The 17,167-nt window shown below is 69.9% G+C and carries 16 protein-coding genes and 1 riboswitch; of the genes, 10 read left to right on the forward strand and 6 right to left on the reverse strand.

Features of this window, described 5'->3' with window-relative positions; genetic code table 11:
* The first annotated feature begins 32 nt into the window (after positions 1–32).
* Positions 33–1,259: a sensor histidine kinase gene (locus tag EJK15_RS25425; protein ID WP_138712973.1), complete on the forward strand. Its 1,227-nt coding sequence runs from the start codon at positions 33–35 to the stop codon at positions 1,257–1,259.
* Positions 1,256–1,936, forward strand: a complete 681-nt coding sequence (locus EJK15_RS25430) for a response regulator (RefSeq protein ID WP_138712974.1) — start codon at positions 1,256–1,258, stop codon at positions 1,934–1,936. The genes EJK15_RS25425 and EJK15_RS25430 overlap by 4 nt, the downstream gene beginning before the upstream one ends.
* Here the strand turns inward: EJK15_RS25430 and EJK15_RS25435 are convergent, their stop codons facing one another.
* Entirely contained in the window at positions 1,937–3,001 is a 1,065-nt protein-coding gene (locus EJK15_RS25435) for a phosphotransferase family protein (RefSeq protein WP_138712975.1), read from the reverse strand.
* Positions 3,002–3,145: 144 nt separating this feature from the next.
* Here EJK15_RS25435 and EJK15_RS25440 point away from each other — a divergent pair, with 144 nt between their 5' ends.
* Positions 3,146–4,468 (forward strand): NYN domain-containing protein, encoded by a 1,323-nt coding sequence (locus EJK15_RS25440; protein WP_138712976.1) that lies wholly within the window; start codon positions 3,146–3,148, stop codon positions 4,466–4,468.
* A gap of 94 nt (positions 4,469–4,562) precedes the next feature.
* A complete protein-coding gene (locus tag EJK15_RS25445; RefSeq protein ID WP_240777199.1) occupies positions 4,563–5,537 on the forward strand; it encodes a C40 family peptidase in 975 nt (324 codons plus the stop codon).
* Positions 5,538–5,922: 385 nt separating this feature from the next.
* Here EJK15_RS25445 and EJK15_RS25450 read toward each other — a convergent pair whose 3' ends face one another.
* Complete coding sequence (locus EJK15_RS25450; RefSeq protein ID WP_138712977.1) at positions 5,923–6,819, reverse strand: LysR family transcriptional regulator; 897 nt, start codon at positions 6,817–6,819, stop codon at positions 5,923–5,925.
* Between the two features lie 70 nt (positions 6,820–6,889).
* Between EJK15_RS25450 and EJK15_RS25455 the strand changes: the two genes are divergently transcribed.
* The 5 genes from EJK15_RS25455 (at position 6,890) to EJK15_RS25475 (ending at position 12,467) form a co-directional block, all read left to right on the forward strand.
* Positions 6,890–7,612 (forward strand): class I SAM-dependent methyltransferase, encoded by a 723-nt coding sequence (locus tag EJK15_RS25455; protein ID WP_171074523.1) that lies wholly within the window; start codon positions 6,890–6,892, stop codon positions 7,610–7,612.
* Positions 7,613–7,899: 287 nt separating this feature from the next.
* A riboswitch (cyclic di-AMP (ydaO/yuaA leader) is annotated at positions 7,900–8,060 on the forward strand.
* 73 nt (positions 8,061–8,133) lie between these two features.
* Positions 8,134–8,640 (forward strand): C40 family peptidase, encoded by a 507-nt coding sequence (locus EJK15_RS25460; RefSeq protein ID WP_138712979.1) that lies wholly within the window; start codon positions 8,134–8,136, stop codon positions 8,638–8,640.
* Positions 8,641–8,954: 314 nt separating this feature from the next.
* Positions 8,955–9,776 carry a gluzincin family metallopeptidase gene (locus EJK15_RS25465; protein WP_138712980.1) on the forward strand — a complete coding sequence of 274 codons (822 nt, stop codon included), beginning with the start codon at positions 8,955–8,957 and terminating at the stop codon, positions 9,774–9,776.
* Positions 9,777–9,789: 13 nt separating this feature from the next.
* The gene (locus EJK15_RS25470) at positions 9,790–11,385 is read left to right on the forward strand and encodes a M48 family metallopeptidase (RefSeq protein WP_240777200.1); all 1,596 of its coding nucleotides are present in this window, start codon (positions 9,790–9,792) and stop codon (positions 11,383–11,385) included.
* Entirely contained in the window at positions 11,382–12,467 is a 1,086-nt protein-coding gene (locus EJK15_RS25475) for a glycosyltransferase family 4 protein (protein WP_138712981.1), read from the forward strand. The genes EJK15_RS25470 and EJK15_RS25475 overlap by 4 nt, the downstream gene beginning before the upstream one ends.
* On the opposite strand, the gene EJK15_RS25480 is transcribed toward EJK15_RS25475, so the two are convergent.
* From EJK15_RS25480 to EJK15_RS25490, 3 genes are read right to left on the reverse strand one after another with little or no spacing between them, the layout of a single operon-like run.
* Positions 12,464–13,381, reverse strand: a complete 918-nt coding sequence (locus EJK15_RS25480; RefSeq protein WP_138712982.1) for a carbohydrate ABC transporter permease — start codon at positions 13,379–13,381, stop codon at positions 12,464–12,466. The two genes, EJK15_RS25475 and EJK15_RS25480, sit on opposite strands and share 4 nt — an antisense overlap.
* Complete coding sequence (locus tag EJK15_RS25485) at positions 13,378–14,253, reverse strand: carbohydrate ABC transporter permease (RefSeq protein ID WP_138712983.1); 876 nt, start codon at positions 14,251–14,253, stop codon at positions 13,378–13,380. Before EJK15_RS25485 ends, EJK15_RS25480 begins: the two co-directional genes overlap by 4 nt.
* Complete coding sequence (locus EJK15_RS25490; protein ID WP_171074524.1) at positions 14,253–15,539, reverse strand: ABC transporter substrate-binding protein; 1,287 nt, start codon at positions 15,537–15,539, stop codon at positions 14,253–14,255. The genes EJK15_RS25485 and EJK15_RS25490 overlap by 1 nt, the downstream gene beginning before the upstream one ends.
* 205 nt (positions 15,540–15,744) lie before the next feature.
* Between EJK15_RS25490 and EJK15_RS25495 the strand changes: the two genes are divergently transcribed.
* Entirely contained in the window at positions 15,745–16,521 is a 777-nt protein-coding gene (locus EJK15_RS25495) for a DeoR/GlpR family DNA-binding transcription regulator (protein ID WP_138712984.1), read from the forward strand.
* 111 nt (positions 16,522–16,632) lie between these two features.
* Here EJK15_RS25495 and EJK15_RS25500 read toward each other — a convergent pair whose 3' ends face one another.
* The gene (locus EJK15_RS25500; RefSeq protein WP_138712985.1) at positions 16,633–16,902 is read right to left on the reverse strand and encodes a hypothetical protein; all 270 of its coding nucleotides are present in this window, start codon (positions 16,900–16,902) and stop codon (positions 16,633–16,635) included.
* Positions 16,903–17,167: the final 265 nt, after the last annotated feature.

Consider the following 17,167-nt stretch of genomic DNA (forward strand, 5'->3'; position numbering starts at 1 on the left):
AGAGCCCTCGGCAGGGCCTAACCTCGGTACACGTGACGGAAGTGCGGGGGGAGGACGGGCTCGTCCCCGAGTATCGGTGGGCGCTGCCGTCGGTGCTGCTCGGCGACGGCCGCGAGGGCCGCCGGGTGCGGCGCTCGACGCGCGACTGGATCGTCGACATCACCGTCTTCCTGCTCGCCTGCGGCATCACGCTCCTGACGCTGCCGGAGCTCCAGGACGAGCCCAACCTGCTCCTGGCGATCGAGCAGGTCGTGGGCGCCCTGTCGTGCGCGGCGGTCTGGCTGCGGCGCAGGTGGCCGGTCGGGCTCGCGCTGGTGACGATCGTGCTGTCGTCGTACCTGGAGCTCGCCGGCGGGGCCTCGGTCGTGGCGATGTTCACTGTGGCGGTGCACCGGCCGTTCAAGATCTCCGGGCCGATCACGCTGCTGGCCATCTTCACCTTGGGCCCGTACGTCGTCCTGCGGCCGCAGGAGGAGCTGTCGCCGCTGGCGACGGGCATCGTCGGGACGGCCATCGTGCTGACCGTGTTCGCGTGGGGCATCGTGATCAGGGCCAGGCGGCAGCTCATCTGGTCGCTCAGGCAGCGCGCCGACATCGCCGCCGAGGAGGCCAAGCGGCTCGAACGCGAGCGGATCGCCAGGGAGATGCACGACGTGCTCGCGCACCGCATCTCCATGCTCAGCCTGCACGCCGGCGCGCTGGAGTTCCGCCCGGACGCGCCCGCCGACGAGATCTCCAGGGCGGCGGGGGCCATCAGGAGCAACGCCCACCTGGCCTTACAGGACCTGCGCGAGGTGATCGGCGTGCTGCGGCACGCGGCGCCGGGCGAGGACGACACCGTGCCCGACCGGCCGCAGCCCACCCTCGCCGACCTGCCCACGCTGGTCGAGGAGTGCCGGCAGGCGGGCATGGACATACGGCTCGACCTGCGGGCCGGCGGCGCGCCCGAAGGGCTGGGCCGCAACCTCTACCGCATCGTGCAGGAGGCGCTCACCAACGCCCGCAAGCACGCGGGCGGGGCGCCGGTGACCGTAACCGTGACCGGAAAGCGCGGCAAGGGGCTGTCGGCGGAGGTACGCAACCCGCTCTGGTCCCGCCACCCCCTGCGCATCCCGGGGGCGAAGGCGGGGCTCATCGGGCTGACGGAGCGGGCGGAGCTGGCCGGGGGCAGGCTGGAGCACGGCCCGACGCCGGAGGGGGAGTTCGTGGTACGCGCCTGGCTGCCGTGGCCGGTGGAGACGACTCTGGAGGACGCATGACAACACCGGCCGGCGGGCCGATCAGGCTGCTGATCGTCGACGACGACGCCATGGTACGAGCCGGGCTGTCGATGATCCTGGGCGGCGCGGGCGACATGGAGATCGTGGCCGAGGCCGGCGACGGGTCCGAGGTGCCGCCCTTAGTGGCCGAGCACCGGCCCGACGTGGTGCTGATGGACATCCGCATGCCGGGCGTCGACGGGCTCACCGCCACCGAGGCGCTGCGGGCCCCATCGACACGCGGGGCGTCGCCGCCCGAGGTGGTGGTGCTGACCACGTTCCACGCCGACGCGCAGGTGCTGCGGGCGCTGCGGGCGGGGGCGGCCGGGTTCCTGCTGAAGGACATCCCGCCGGGCGACCTCGTGCAGGCGATCAGGAAGGTGGCCGCGGGGGAGCCGATCCTGTCGCCGGTGGTGACCAGGCAGCTGATCACGCACGTGTCGGACGGCGGGGCGGGGGAGCGTACGGAGCGGGCCAGGAAGCTGCTCGCCCGGCTCAGCGAGCGGGAGCGCGAGGTGGCGCTGGCCGTGGGTCAGGGCCGGTCCAACGCCGAGATCTCGCGGGAGCTGTACATGAGCGTGCCCACGGTCAAGGCGCACGTCTCGCGGATCCTCACCAAGCTGGACCTCAACAACCGGGTCCAGGTGGCGCTGCTGGTCTACGACGCGAGCAGCTGATCACCCCGTCAGCAGCCGCTCGATCGTGGCCCGGTGCAGCACCAGGTCGTCGGGGTCGTCGGGGACCGGCTGCTCGCCGAAGTGGATCCTGCGCTGCCACACCCGGGCCATGATGATCCCGTGCCGGAGGGCGGCGTACATCTCGTAGAAGTCCATGTCGCGCGGCTCGTACCCGGTGATCTTGCGATATGTCCGGCAGACGTCGTCGCGGCGCATGAAGCCCGGCATGCCCGGTAGATCTATGGCGACCGTGAGGTCCTGGAAGAACCGGTGCAGGAAGATCATCCAGGACAGGTCCAGCTCGCGCGGCCCCACGGCGGCCATCTCCCAGTCGAGCACCGCGACCGGGGTGAAGTCCTGGAACATCATGTTCCCGATCCTGGCGTCGCCCCAGCACAGCACATCAGGACCGGGATCCGCCGGCCAGTGCGACTCCAGCCAGTCGAAGGCCCGCTCCAGCAGCGGGATGCGCCGCTCGCCGTGCGCCCACTCGTAGTACGCGTACGCCGCCTCGACGTGCGCCCGCAGCCCGGCGGCCGTCCCGAGCGGGGCCAGCTCCTCCCGTGTGAACGAGGTCTGGTGCAGCGCCGCCAGGATCCCCACACCGGCGTCCTGCAGCCTGCGCTGGTCCTCGGGCGCCGCGTCGCACAGCCACCCGCCGAACGTGTACGGCATCACGTCCGGCGGCACTTCGCCCTCGGCGCGCTCCATGACGAGGAACGGCGTGCCGAGCGGGCCGGGATCCGGCTCGAACCAGAGGGCCCGGGGCGCTGGAATTCCAGCTTTTTCCCTGGCCAGGCGCATTATCTCGAACTGAGCCCGCAAATCGTACGAAGGAAACACTGGAACCGCTTCTCCCGCAGGTGCCAGCCGCGCTACGCAGCGCGTTCTCCCCTCACCCCAGGTGGCGGTAAAGAACAGGGTCTCGCTTGACATGCCGTTGGTCGTGGGCCTTGACAGTTCGGACACCGAGGCGCTCGCGCCGACCCGGCCGCGGAGCCACCCGGCCACCTGCTCGCGCAGTTCTTCCAGGTCACGGGTGGAGGTACGCATCTGGTCCGTCACGGTCGGCCTCCTGGGTGAACGCCTGCCCCGGGACAGTCGTACACCCCCAACCAAGCGCTCGTCCATACTGAAGCGACCGTTACGGTCAGGTACGCGGCAGCCGTACCCTTGTCTGAAAGGGCATGTCACGAAGGGACAAGTGGGATGAGTTCAGCGGGTGAAGGCCTGTCTCGCCCGCTTCCCGAGCAGGTGCGGCTCAATGTCGTCGACCTGGCGGCTCAGGTTCTCGGGACGATGCCCGCTGTGTCCATACCGCCGCCGTTGCGTGGGATCGCGAAGTTCGATCCTCGCAAGCGGGCCAAGCTGGGCAGCGCGCCCATTGCCGCGCAACTGGAGAACGACAAGAAGTTCCGCGAGCTGGTGGCCGAGTCGGTGGCCGCCGGTTGGCCCGAGCTGGTCGCGGCGCTGGCCGAGGGCAACGTGCCGCCCGCCGCCGATCCCGTTCTCGTGGCCGCGGCCGCGTACCTCACCCGGCCGCCCGGCTGGGAAGAGATGATCGAGATGGCCCGCACCGATCTCGAGCAGTCCGCCGTGGCGGCCGAGGGATCGGAGCGCGAAGAGGCGGTCTCCCGGCTGCGGGAGCAGCTCGCCGCGCAGAAAACGGCCGCCAAAGAGGAGGCCGACCGGCTGCGCGAGCAGATCAAGCTCGCCCGCGCGGAGAACTCCGACCTGCGGCGCAGGCTCCACGACGCCCGCGAACGCGCCAGGGCCGCGGTCGCGCGGGCCGAGGAGATGGAGCGCGCGGCCGAGGAGGCCAGGTCGGCCGCGGTGGCCGCGGGCAGCGCGGGGGAGTCCGAGCTGCGGCGGCTCCGCGAGCGGCTGGCCGACGTGGAGAAACAGCTCGAAGCCTCGCGCCGGGCCGCCCGTGAGGGCAGGAGTATCGAGGACGCCCGCATCAGGGTGCTGCTCGACGCGCTGCAGGACGCCTCGGCCGGCCTGCGCAGGGAGCTCGCCCTGCCCACGACCATCAGCCGGCCCGCCGACTCGGTGGCGGCGCTCACCGGTGAGCGCCCCGGCGTGCGCGGGGTTCCCGCCCGGGCGCTCGCCGACGACGACCCGCAACTGCTCGACCAGCTCCTGGGCCTGCCGCAGGTGCACCTGATCATCGACGGCTACAACGTCACCAAGACCGGCTACGGCACGCTCACGCTCGCCGACCAGCGCAACCGGCTGATGACCGGCCTCGGCGGGCTGGTCGCGCAGACCAGGGTCGAGGTGACCGTGGTGTTCGACGGCGCCGAGCTGAACGCCCCCGTCCAGGTGGTGGCGCCGCGCGGGGTGCGCGTGCTGTTCAGCGCGCCGGGGGAGATCGCCGACGACCTCATCCGCCAGCTCGTACGCGCGGAGCCGCCCGGCCGGGCCATCGCCGTGGTGTCGTCGGACCGCGAGGTCGCCGAGTCCGTCAGGCGGATGGGAGCCAGACCCGTTCAGTCTGCCTTGCTGCTGCGCCGGCTGGGCCGCGCCTAGATTACGACTTGCTCAGTTTTGTTTGTAGGGGTGAGACCCCACCCGCCACGTCTGTACTATTTCGCCCCAGACGTTACCCGCTGGGAGGCGACACGTGAGGTTTGGCCGGGTGCCGGTGGCCGCGGGAATCGCGTTCGGACTGGTGCTGTCCTCCACGGGAGCGGCCACCGCTGATCCCAAGCCCACGCTCAGTCAGGCGAAGGCCAAGCTCGAGAAGCTCAACGACAAGGCCGACAAGGTCGTCGACCGGTACAACACGGCCACGGAGCGGTACGACAAGGCCAAGAGCACCTACGTCAAGCTGAACGACGGCTACAAACGCAAGCTGGAGACGGTCGCGGACCTGCACGAACAGGTGGTCAACATGGCCGTCGACACCTATCGGCTCGGCGGCGACCTCACCACCTGGCGGGGGTTCGTCAGCGCCGACCAGCCTGAGAACTTCCTGGCGCGGATGGCGCTGACCGGGCAGATGTCGCAGGAGCGGGCCGAGAAGCTGGCCGCGTTCGACCGGGAGAACCGCGGGCTGAAGGCCGAGCGCGACAAGGCGCAGGATGCGCTGGAGGCGGCGGACAAGGAACGCGACGAGGTGGAGAAGGAGCGCTCGGAGATCCGCAAGCTGATCGCCGAGCAGAAGAAGCTCCTGAAGAAGCTGGGCGCGTACAACCCCGGGAACCCGAACAGCGTCGGCATGAAGTACACGGGGCCGGCGTCGGGGAACGCGGCGGCGGTGCTGCAGTTCGCGTTCGCGCAGGTCGGAAAGCCGTACGTGTACGGGGGAACGGGGCCGGGCGGCTGGGACTGCTCCGGCCTGACCCAGGCGGCCTGGCGTGCCGGGGGCGTGTCGCTGCCTCGTACGACGTGGCAGCAGTGGGCGTGGGGAGCCGCCCGCAAGGTGCCGATCGAGTCGCTCCAGCCCGGGGACCTGATCTTCAGCGAGGGGTTGGGGCACGTCAGCATCTATGCCGGCAACGGGCAGATCGTGCACGCGCCGCAGACGGGCGACGTCGTCAAGGTCGTCAAACTCTCCGCCTACGGCCGCCGCCTCATGGGTGCTATCCGCCCGTAGCGTCCTGATCGGTCCCGTTACGCCTCAGTCCTGGCGTGGCCGTGTTTCGGGCCGTTGAGGGAACCATTTCGGTCTCTGGCCGGCCCTCGTTCACGACCCCGGCTCGCTTTCTACCGGCGGCTCACATCGATCCGCCGACGACTTACGGCGGGCACGCGCTTGTGGTGCGGAGCATGCGGCCCGAGACCCCTGCCGCCGTGCCCGCGCCGGGTCGGCGGAAAGGTGCGCCTCAGCGCTGTGCGGTGCCCGCCGTTGTGCCCGCGCCGGGTCGGCGGGATGTGTCCGGTGGTGCGTGGCGCGTTGTGTGCGCGGTCAAGGCGGCGTGCGGTACGGGGATGCGGGTGTGCCGGATCATACGCGCAGGCCCGATCGGTCGCGGGGGCGCTCAGGCGCGAGCCGTCAGGGTGGCGAGGAAGGCGGAGACGGCCGGCGGGCGGTCCGTTGGGGGCAGGGTGGCGGCGAGGATGGTGCGGGAGGGCAGTGACGGCGACGGGCGGAGGAGCCGGATGTCGGGGCGGGCGGTCGAGTGCCCGGCGATCGACGGATACAGCATCACGCCCACCCCTGCCGCCACCAGTCCCTGCCTGCCGTTCCAGTCGTCGCACACGTGGCTGATCCGCGGCGCCCCGCCCAGTGCCGCCGCGAGCTGCGAGATGGGCCCGAGGCAGTCGGGATGGGTGCCGTCGATCCACCGATCCGCCGCCAGGTCCCGCAGCCGCACCCGGGTCCCCTTGGCCAGCGGATGGGTGGCCGCGAGCGCGACCAGAAGCTCGTCCTCCCGCAACGGCGTCAGAACGACGCCGACCGCGCCCGCCGCGCCGGTCAGGTCCCAGGAGGTCAGGAGGGCTATGTCGGCATCGCCGTCCAGCACGGCGGCGCACGGGTCGTGCTCGCCGGAGCGGACCGTCAGGGACAGATCGACGCCCGGATGCCGGGCCGCGAACGATCGGAAGCGTTCAGGAAGGTAGCTCGTCGCGGCGCTCGGGAACGCCGACACCCGTACCCGCCCCGCCTCGGCCGTCGCGAAGGCCCGCATCCGGGTCTCGAACAGCCGCATCCCCCTCAGCACCTCGCCCGCCTGCTCCAGCGCTGCCCGCCCCGCGTCCGTGGGCCGGACGCCGCGCGGCAGCCGTTCGAACAGCCGTACTCCCGTGTGCCGCTCCAGCGTGGCGATCTGCCGGGACACGGCGGGCTGCGTCATGGACAGCTCCTCGGCCGCCGCCGAGAACGATCCCAGCCTCCCGACCTCCACCAGCACCTTGAGCGACCAGATGTCAAGCATGTGTCAAGCTTATGGGTTCCATGCCGAACCCGCAGTGGTGTGCATGTCTCCGGCCCGTCATCCTCGGCCTATGGAGACGATGGACAACCACCAGTACACATGGCTGAGCGAGGTGCTTCCCCCGAGCCCGCAGCGGATACTCGACGCCGGGTGCGGCCGCGGCGAGCTGGCCGCCGAGCTGATGAGACGCGGCCACACGGTCACCGCGATCGACATCTCGCAGGAGGCCGTCGAGGCGGCCCGGGCGGCCGGAGTGCCCGCGCGCCGGGCCGACATCACCGGCCATTCCGGCCTGGCCGACTACGACGATGGATCATTGTTCGATGTGATCGTCATGTCGCTCTCGCTGCACCACATGCATCCGCTCGAGGCGGCGCTGGACCGCGTGTCGGGCCTGTTGGACGAGGACGGGCTGCTGATGGTGGACGAGTTCGCCTGGGACTGGGCGGACGGGGCCGCGGCCGCCTGGTTCTACGATACTGGATCGTTGCTGTCGGCCGCCGGCATCGCGGACTTTCCGCGCGAGCCCGGCCGTCCCGGACGCGACCCGGCCGAACGGTGGCGCGAGGCGCACGGGGACCACACCCCGGCAGCCGACATGATCGCCGCCGTCGCCGAGCGGTTCGAGGTCACGAGCCTGCGGCGGGAACCGTACTTATCGCGATATATCGGCGGAAAGGTGACGAACAGTAGCACAGATGTCGTCAACGAGCTATGGCGCATCGAACGGGACCGGATCGCCGCCGGAATCCTGCCGCCCACGGGCTTCCGGTTGACAGCGCGAAAGATGTGACAAAAGCGACAATCGAGACCTTACAAAGGGGTGTGGCGCCGATTGTGAGCAGTGTCACATTTGCATAACGCAACCTGGCGTTCCAGCAGGGGTTTCAGACCTTACTGACCCCGTTATCGGATCTTTACAACATGACTCCGCCTTTGCAGAACCTTGACGGTTCGGCGTAGCTTCTGGCGTCGCGGCGACAAGCCATGCCGCCGCGAACCGGCATCGGTCCCCCGATGCGAGACAGATAAAGATCCGCTGGCCGCCCCCGTACATCCCCATTTCGAACGCATTGACGGGGTGGCGGCCCGCCGAGTCCGTGCAGCCAGGAGGCACGGAGCCGGGGAACCATCGATCCCATTTCCTAGGGATCAGGGGTGAATCGACGCGTATCGCGTCGTAGGGCTACTTCCAGGCCCGAATCCGTCAGCTAACCCGGTAGGCATTCGTGGAAGACTCAAGGAGCAATCCTGTCTACCTCTCTGCAAAACCCCCGTCTGTCCAGACTTGCCCTGAGTGGCGTAGCGCTCACGATGACCGTGACGGCCGGAGGTCTGATCCTCCATGCCCCAATGGCTCAGGCGGCGACGAAGAGCGATTCGGCCAGCACCTTCACGGCGAAGGCGGCTGTCGCCGCCAAGGCCGTGAAAGCGGCCAAAGCCAGGATCGCCCGGCAGAAGTCGAAGGCCCGCAAGGCCGTCGCCGTGGCCAAGGACCAGGTCGGTGATCCGTATCGGTACGGCGCCGAAGGTCCTGGTTCGTTTGACTGCTCCGGCCTCACCCAGTTCGCTTGGAAAAAGGCCGGGGTGACCCTCCCGCGCGTGGCGGCCAGCCAGTTCGCCCGCGGCAGGAACAAGATCTCCTGGAAGAACCTCCAGCCAGGCGATCTGATGTTCTTCAGCGGGCTCGGTCACGTGGGTATGTACGTCGGTGATGGCAAGATGGTCCACTCGCCGCGGACAGGCGAACGGGTGCGAATCGACAAGCTGAGCTCATGGCGCAAGTCGTCATTTGTCGGCGCGGTTCGCCCCGGACTGTGACACAGCCCCGCCCCGGCTCTTGCGAGTCGGGCGGGGCTGTCCCCGTTTTCTGGCGAATCTCTTACGGCCGGCCAACGTCCCCCGAACGCCGTACAGGGCTGAGGGCCCTCCAGGGAGACGCCTCCGACCCCTGCGCGGGGCCGGCCACCGTTACGACGCACCCTGGGCCGTGTCCGTGGTCCAGCGCCCCCACGTAGGCGCCGAGACAGCGGACGGGCCACCGGGGGAAGCGGCAGCCGCCCCGGCCAAGCGCGTCGGCCGTGGCCAAGCCGATCGTGCAAGCCGCACGGCCTGCCCGGCTACGATCGGGCATCGTGTCCGAGCAGGTGAGCCGACGAGCCGTCATGGCGTTGTCCGGTCTCCTGCTCCTCGCCCTCACCCCCGCCAGCGCCACGACCCCCGAATCCCGGCTTCCCCCCGAAGCGCGCATCCTGTGGAGCGAAGGCACCGTCGTGGCCCGCGGAACGCGTTCCGTCGTCGTCGGCCACCACGTCCCGCCCGGCTCGCTCGACGAGCTGGCTCGCCGGGCCGACACGGCCGGCCGCCGGGTCTCCGACGTGCTCGGCACGCCCGTACGACCGCTGGTCCTCGTCCCCCGGACCGTCCGCGAGGCGGCCCGGCTGGCCCGGGTCGAGCGGCTCGACGGGCTGGCCGCGGTGGCCGACGGCGGCCGGGTGATCGTCGTGCCCGAGCTGTTCGCCACGCTCAACTCCACGGGGAAGGACGTCGTGCTCGCGCACGAGCTCACCCACGTCGCCGCGGGCACCGACCACCTGCCTGTCTGGCTCTACGAGGGCTTCGCCGACTACGTCGGCTACCGGGACGCCGGGCTCCCTGTGAAGACTGCCGCCGCCGAACTGGCCGGCGAAGTACGGGCCGGGCGGCTGCCGAGCGTATTGCCGGGGCAGGCGGCCTTCGTGGCGGACGGCCGGGACCCCGCCCGGCTGGCACGGGCGTACCAGGAGGCCTGGCTGGCGTGTCGGTTCCTCGCTGACCAGTTCGGTGAGGAGACGCTGGTGAGGCTCTACCGTGATGCCCAGGCGACCGGCGTCGATCGGGCGCTCGCCTCGCTGGGGCTCTCCGCGGCCACGCTGACGGCACGGTGGCGCGAGTACATGCGGGACCAGCTCGCGTAAAAGGGGGAAGCAGATGAGCGAGCGGAAAGATACGGACGACGCAGGCCCGTTGGGGGAGCCGGCGGCGGTCGCGCAGGGCGGTGGGGTGCGGCCGGACCTCGTGAAGCAGGGGCATGGTGGGACCATGGCCATGGCGAGAGACGACCAACCGGACCACCCAGCGGCCGGCGGTGACGACCGGGCCGCAGGCGAGCACTCCCGAGTCGGCGGGCACCCGGCGATCAACGGGAACCCCGGCACCGACGGGAACCTCGACGCGAACGGGAACCCTGACGCCGACGGGAACCCTGGCGCCGAAGGCGACAGAGCCAACGGCGGCGGCGCGTCCAGCGGGTTGCTGGCGTCTGGCGGGGACAACGTGTCCGGTGGGGAGGGGCGGTTGCGGCGGCAGGCGGCGATCGCGTTGGCGGTGCTGGGGGTGGTGATCCTGGCCGTGGCCGCCTTCAGCACCCCCTGGCGGGTGCTGGCCGCGGGACCTCCCGACCCCGCCCGCGACTTCAGCGCCGCCCAGATCGCCAGAGCCCAGGCGTTCGACGCGGCCACCACCCTCCCGAGCTACCTCGCGCTCGCACTCACCGTCATCATCGCGGCCCTCCTGGTGGCCACCCCGCTCGGCGCCAAGGCCGTGGGCCGGCTGAGAGGCCCGTGGTGGCTGAGAGTGATCCTGGGCGTCGTGGTCATCGCCGCGGCCACCGATCTGATCCGATGGCCTCTCGGGATGTGGTTCGAGACGCTGCTGCGCGACTACGGCCTCTCGACGCAGGACTGGGCGGCCTGGGCCGGCGACCGGCTCAAGAGCATGGGCGTGGAGGCGTTCCTGCTCTGCCTGTCGCTGCTCGTGCTCGTTGGGCTGGCCCGCAAAGTCAGACGCTGGTGGATCCCGGCCGCCGCGGGGGCGTTCGCGCTGGCGGTGGCGGCGTCGTTCGTGTACCCGGTGGTGTTCGAGCCGCTGTTCAACGACTTCACGTCGATGCGCGAGGGGCCGCTGCGGACCAACCTGCTGGCCATGGCCGAGCGGGACGGCGTGCCGGTCGAGGACGTGCTGGTCGCCGACGCCTCGCGCCGGACGACGGCGCTCAACGCGTACGTGTCCGGCTTCGGCGCCACCCGCCGGATCGTCGTCTACGACACGCTGCTCAGGGCCCCGCAGGCCGAGGTGGAGCTGGTGGTGGCGCACGAGCTGGGCCACGCGAAGGACGACGACGTGCTCTACGGCACGCTCATCGGCGGCCTGGGCGCCGCGTTCGGCGCGATCCTGCTGTTCCTGCTGTTCGGCCTGGTACGCCGCCGCGCCGGCGTCACCTCGATCACCGACCCGCGGGCGGTCGGCGCGATCATGGGCCTGATGAGCCTGGGCTCGCTCCTCATGGGACCCGCCCAGAACCTGATCAGCCGTCACATCGAGGCCAGGGCCGACGTCCACGCGCTCGACCTGACCCGTGACCCGGCCACGTTCATAGCGATGCAGAAACGCCTGGCAACAACCAATATTTCCGACTTGTCGCCGGATGCGGTGGAATATGTACTCTATGCCTCCCATCCCTCCAGCCCCGAGCGCATCGCCCTGGCCCGCTCGTGGGCGAAGCTGAACGGCGTTCCCGAGCCGTGACCAACGTGGTCGTCATCACGAACGACTTCCCGCCCAGGCCCGGCGGCATCCAGTCGTTCGTGCACGGGCTCGCGCTGCGCACGCCGGGCGTGGCCGTCTACGCCCCCGCCTGGCCGGGCTGCGACGAGTTCGACCGGCGTCAGCCGTACCGGATCGTGCGGCATCCGACGCGGCTCATGCTGCCGACCCCGGCCGTGGCGCGGAGGGCGGCCCGGCTGGTGGCCGAGCACCGTGCGGACACTGTCGTGTTCGGGGCGGCGGCGCCGCTCGGCCTGCTCGCGCCGCGCCTGCGCCGGGCGGGCGCGCGGCGCGTGGTGATGCTCACCCACGGCCACGAGGCCTCGTGGGCGAGCGCGCCCGGCTTCCGCGCCGTGCTGCGCAGGATCGGCGAGCACGCCGACGTGGTGACGTACCTCGGCGAGTACACGCGCCAGCGGCTGGTCGCCGCCATCCCGCCGGCCAAGCTGGTACGGCTCGCGCCGGGCGTGGACGTCGGCCAGTTCCACCCCGGCGCGCCCAAGGCCGAGCTGGGCCTGGCGGGCCGCCCGGTCGTGGCGTGCGTGTCGAGGATGGTGCCGCGCAAGGGCCAGGACCAGCTCATCAGAGCCTGGCCCCGGGTGCTGCGGGCGGTGCCCGAGGCCGTCCTGCTGCTGGTGGGCGGCGGGCCGTACCGGCGGACGCTGGAGCGGCTGGCGGCTGGGCTCGAGTCGATCAGGTTCACCGGCACGGTGCCGGCCGCGAGCCTGCCCGGCTACTACGCGGCCGCCGACGTGTTCGCGATGCCGTGCCGTACCCGGTGGAACGGGGTGGACGTGGAGGGGCTCGGGATCGTGTTCCTGGAGGCGTCGGCGACGGGGCTGCCGGTGGTGGCCGGGGCGTCGGGCGGCGCGCCCGACGCCGTGCGGCCCGGCGAGACCGGGCTCGTCGTGGACGGCGAGGACCCGGCGGAGATCGCGCAGGCGATCGTCGAGTTGCTGACCGACCCGGGCAAGGCCCGCAAGATGGGCGCGGGCGGCCGCGACTGGATCGCCGGCGAATGGGCGTGGGACCAGGTCGCGGCCCGCTTTCATACCCTCCTCTAACCCTTGGTCGAGCCGAGCGTGAGCCCGGCGACGAACTGCTTGTGCAGCAGCTGGAAGACGATCAGCGTCGGCAGCGCCACCAGCACCGACCCGGCCGCCAGCAGGTTGTAGTCGGTGAAGAACTGGCCGCGCAGGTTGTTCAGCGCCGAGGTGACGGGCAGCTTGTCGCCCGACGACATCAGCACCAGCGCCCACAGGAAGTCGTTGTACATCCAGGTGAACTGCAGCGTGGACAGCGCCGCCAGCACCGGACGGCACAGCGGCAGCGTCAGCCGCCAGTAGCGCTTCCACACCCCTGCCCCGTCCATCAGCGCCGCCTCGCTGATCTCCTCGGGGATCGTGCGCATGAAGTTCGCCATGACGAAGACGCAGAAGCCGAACTGGAACGCCACGTGGATGAGGATCAGTCCCAGGTAGGAGTCGTAGAGCGACTGCGAGCTCGACAGCCACTCGGGCAGCGGGATCAGCGTGTAGAGGGTGTAGAGCGGGGTGATGAGGACCTGCGGCGGCAGCAGGTTGCCCGCGGTGAACACGATCAGCAGCGTCTTGCGCCCCGGGATGCGCAGCCGCGCGATCGCGAACGCCGTGAACGACGCCAGGAACAGCGTGATCAGCACGCCCGGGATCACGATGATCAGCGTGTTGAGGTAGTAGCGGGGCAGCTCGGCCTGGCTCCACGCCTGCCCGTAATAGTCGAGCGTGAGGTGCTCGGGCAGCGAGAAGTAACCCAGGCGAGCGGTCTCGTCGTACGGCCGCAGCGAGGCGTACACGGCCAGCGCGAGCGGCAGCAGCCACCCCAGCGCCACCAGCGCGAGGAAGGCGTGCAGCACGATCCGAAGCGGTCGCAGGGGCCGCCGCGAAGGCGGGCGCCGCGACTGGGCGGGGGGAGCGGAGGCGGGCGCGGTGAGCGTCATCGCTCCTCCCCCTTGAACAGCTGCGACAGGTACGTGACGATGAACGCCAGCGAGATCACCAGCAGGATCACCGCGATCGCCGAGCCGAACCCGATCCTGCTGGCCTCGCCCACGATGTTCTCGGTGACCAGGACCGACAGCAGCTCGAGCCCGTTCCTGCCCTTGTTGATGGCGTAGACGATGTCGAACGCCCGCAGCGCCTCGATCACCGTGATGACCAGCACGATCACGTTGATGGGCCGCAGCGTCGGGAAGACCACCCGGAAGAACGCCTGCCGCTCGTTCGCCCCGTCGATCGCCGCCGCCTCCTTCAGCGCCGGATCGACCGCCTTCAGCCCGGCCAGATAGATGATCATGACGTAGCCGACGTGCCGCCAGGCGGCCGCGATCACGACGACCCAGATGTTGATCGAGCTGTCCCCGAGCCAGTCCACGGTCAGCCCGGTCACCGCGTTCAGCACGCCGTAGTCCGCGGAGTAGACGAGCTGCGCGATGAAGCCGACCACGGCCAGCGAGAGCACGACGGGCATGTAGAGCGCGCTCTGGTAGACCCGCGACAGCCGCAGCCGCCGGTCCAGCAGCACCGCGCAGAACAGCCCGAACGGCGTCGCGACCAGCCCCAGGAAGCCCAGCCACAGCACGTTGTTGCGGACGGCCGACCAGAACGGCGGGTACTCGGCGGCGAGGTCGCCGTAGTTCTGCCCGCCCACCCACTCGATCGGCCCGATGCCGCCCCAGTCGGTGCCGGAGAGCCCGACGGAGGCCAGCGTGGGCCCCCAGATGAGGCCCACGTTGACGATGACGGCCACCCCCAGCCCGATGACCAGGATGGTCACGTCGCGGGCGGAGTAGCGACGGGTCTTGACGGCCATCACCGGAAGATGTTGGCCTTCTGCTTCTCGATGCTCGTCAGCAAGGAGTCGATCTCGTCCGGCTTGCTCACGAACGACTGCAGCGACGGGATCATCACGGTGGAGGCGAAGTCCGGCCGCGTGTCGCGGTCGAGGAACTGTGCGATGTGCGTGGCCTTCGACACCAGCTCGGCGCCGCGCTTCTGCAGGGCGCTGTAGCCGGAGGTGTCGGCCTTGGAGCTGGCGGCCAGGGTGCCCGGGTCGAGCCCGGTGGCGATGTTCTGCGAGGAGGCCTGGGCGAAGTGCTTGAGCAGCGCCTTGGCGCCGTCCACGTTCTTGGCCTTGGTGGAGATCATGTAGCCGTCGATGGGGGCGTCGATCGAGTCGGTGCCGTACGCCGGGTTGATCTCCGGGAACGTGAAGAAGTCGATGTCGTCGCGGTCGGCCTCGGGGAACTGCTGGGCGACGAACATGCCGAGCAGGTACATCCCGGTCTTCTTCTGCGCCAGGGACTGCCCGGCCTCCTGCCACGTACGCCCGAGCGCCGCGGGCTGGTGGTACTCCATCAGCCCCCGCCAGGTGTCGAAGACCTGCTTGACCCTCGGGTCGGTCCACGACTCCTTGCCGGCCATGAGCGAGATGTGGAAGTCGTAGCCGTTCGTCCGCATGTTGAGGATGTCGAACGTGCCCATCGCCGGCCAGCCGTCCTTGTCGGCGAACGCGATCGGGATGATCCCGTCGCCCTTCATCTTCTTGGCCAGCGCGGTGAACTCGTCCAGCGTCGCGGGCGGCTCGTACCCCTTCTCCTGCCAGAGGCTCTTGCGGTAGAAGACCGCCCACGGGTAGTACGTGGACGGCACGAAGTACTGCTTGCCGTCGATGCCCGTCGACTGGTCCTTGAACGCCTGCGTGTAGTCACCGCCGATCTCCCGCCACACGTCCGAGATCTCGACGGCGAGCCCCTGCTCGGCGAAGAACTGCATGCGGTAGCCGGCGAACCAGGTGAACACGTCGTCCGGGGTGCCCCTGAGGTAGCGGTTGATGTTCTCCTGGAACGTGTTGTGGTCCACGGTGTTGATCTTTACCGTGGCCTGGGTGAAGGCCTTGATCTGGGTCGCAAGAGACTTCTTCGGGATCTCGTCGGAGGCGTTCGAGCCGAGCGTGACCGTGCCGAGGTTGCCGGAGGCAGTGCCGCCGGGGGCGGGGGAGGGCGTGTCGGATCCGCATCCGACGAGGGCGGCGGGGACGCCGAGGGCGGCGGCTCCGAGCAGAAGATTGCGGCGGGATATCGGCAGCCGTTGATCCATGGTGGGTTCCTCCTAGACGGACCCTTCAGATTCCCCCGAGTTCGCTCATCTTCATTCATCGAAAAGCCAACATTTAGGACTGTCAACGCACGATTTCATTTCGTTTCGTGACGTTTCGTGATGAATTCGGGGAGAGGCACAGCGCCGCGGCCGTGTCATGATGCGATCGGGATGGTGTCGGAACCTGTTGGGATCTGGTGATGCGATGCTCGCCCCGCAGCGTCAGCAGGCGATTCTTGAGCTCGTCAGGCAGAACGGCGGCGTCCGGGTGATCGAGCTGGTGCGGGCGTTCGGCGTCTCCGACATCACCATCCGGCGCGACCTGGAGATGCTGGCCGAGCGCGGCCTCCTGGCCAAGGTGCACGGCGGCGCCACCGCCATCGGCTCCACGGACGAGCCCGGCTTCGCCGTGAAGGCCGTGCGGCAGGAGGAGGAGAAGCGGGCCATCGCCCGCCACGCCGCCGCCCTGGTGCGCCCGGGCACCGCCGTGGGGCTCTCGGCGGGCACCACCACCTGGACGCTCGCGCACCGCCTGGCCGCCGTCCCCACCCTGACCGTCGTGACGAACTCGGTGCGCGTGGCCGACGTCTTCCAGCGCTCCGGCCGGCCCGACCAGACGATCGTGCTCACCGGCGGCGTGCGCACCCCCTCCGACGCCTTGGTGGGGCCGGTCGCGGTGGCCTCGATCCGCCAGCTCAACGTGGACCTGCTGTTCCTCGGCGTGCACGGCATGACCACCAGGGCAGGCTTCACCACCCCGAACATGATGGAGGCGGAGACCGACCGCGCGCTCGTAGAGGCCGCCGGCCGGCTCGTCGTGCTCGCCGACCACACCAAGTGGGGCACGGTCGGCATCAGCACCATCGCCCAGCTCGGCGAGGCCGACGTGCTCGTCTCCGACGCCGGGCTGCCGCGGCCCGCCAGAGAGGCGCTCGCCGACCAGGTAGGCGAGCTCGTCATCGCGGAGTCGCGCGGGACATAGCGGAGCACGACCCGCTGCCGGGCCTGCCCGCAGACCTCGCGGCAACCGCTGGTGACATGACAAGAGCGGGCCCGCGCGGTGTGCGGGGCCCGCTCTTGGGGCGGTATGGGGTTAGGCCGCCTCCAGCTTGCGCTGGATGCCGACGAGGATGTCCATCACCTTCGTGTGGTTCTCCTGCGCCGTCTTGTGGTTCTCCTGCATCGCCTTCTCCAAGGCGTCGAACCGGGTGTCGAACTTGGCGTCGAGTGCCTTGACGCGGTTGGCGACGCCGTTGATGCGCTCGGTGAGGTCTTGCGCCAGCTCTTGCTGATCTGCTCGGATTTGGATCACCTCGTTTTCGATCGCGGTGCAGAACGCCAGGCCCGTTTCCTTGATGCTCAAGAGTATCTCCCTTACTCTCGGGTAAGGGACCGGGGATGCTGAGGATCTCCGGTCCTTTTTCTTTGCCGGGAGCATACCCTTCTGATCGCCGCCGACAAGCGGGAATCGAAAGAAGATTCCCCAGGTCAAGTGGCATGTGGGAGTCTAAATTGGGAATGATCCGCCTTTGTTGGGGTGGCCTCTCTCGGTGCGCGTAACGCTTGTTTTGGCCATTTCCGCATGTGATTCGGATATGTCCATCTCGGCTGTGGTTCGTGTTCCATGT

Source organism: Nonomuraea basaltis, assembly GCF_005893125.1.
In the GTDB taxonomy this organism is placed as follows: Bacteria; Actinomycetota; Actinomycetes; order Streptosporangiales; family Streptosporangiaceae; genus Nonomuraea; species Nonomuraea basaltis.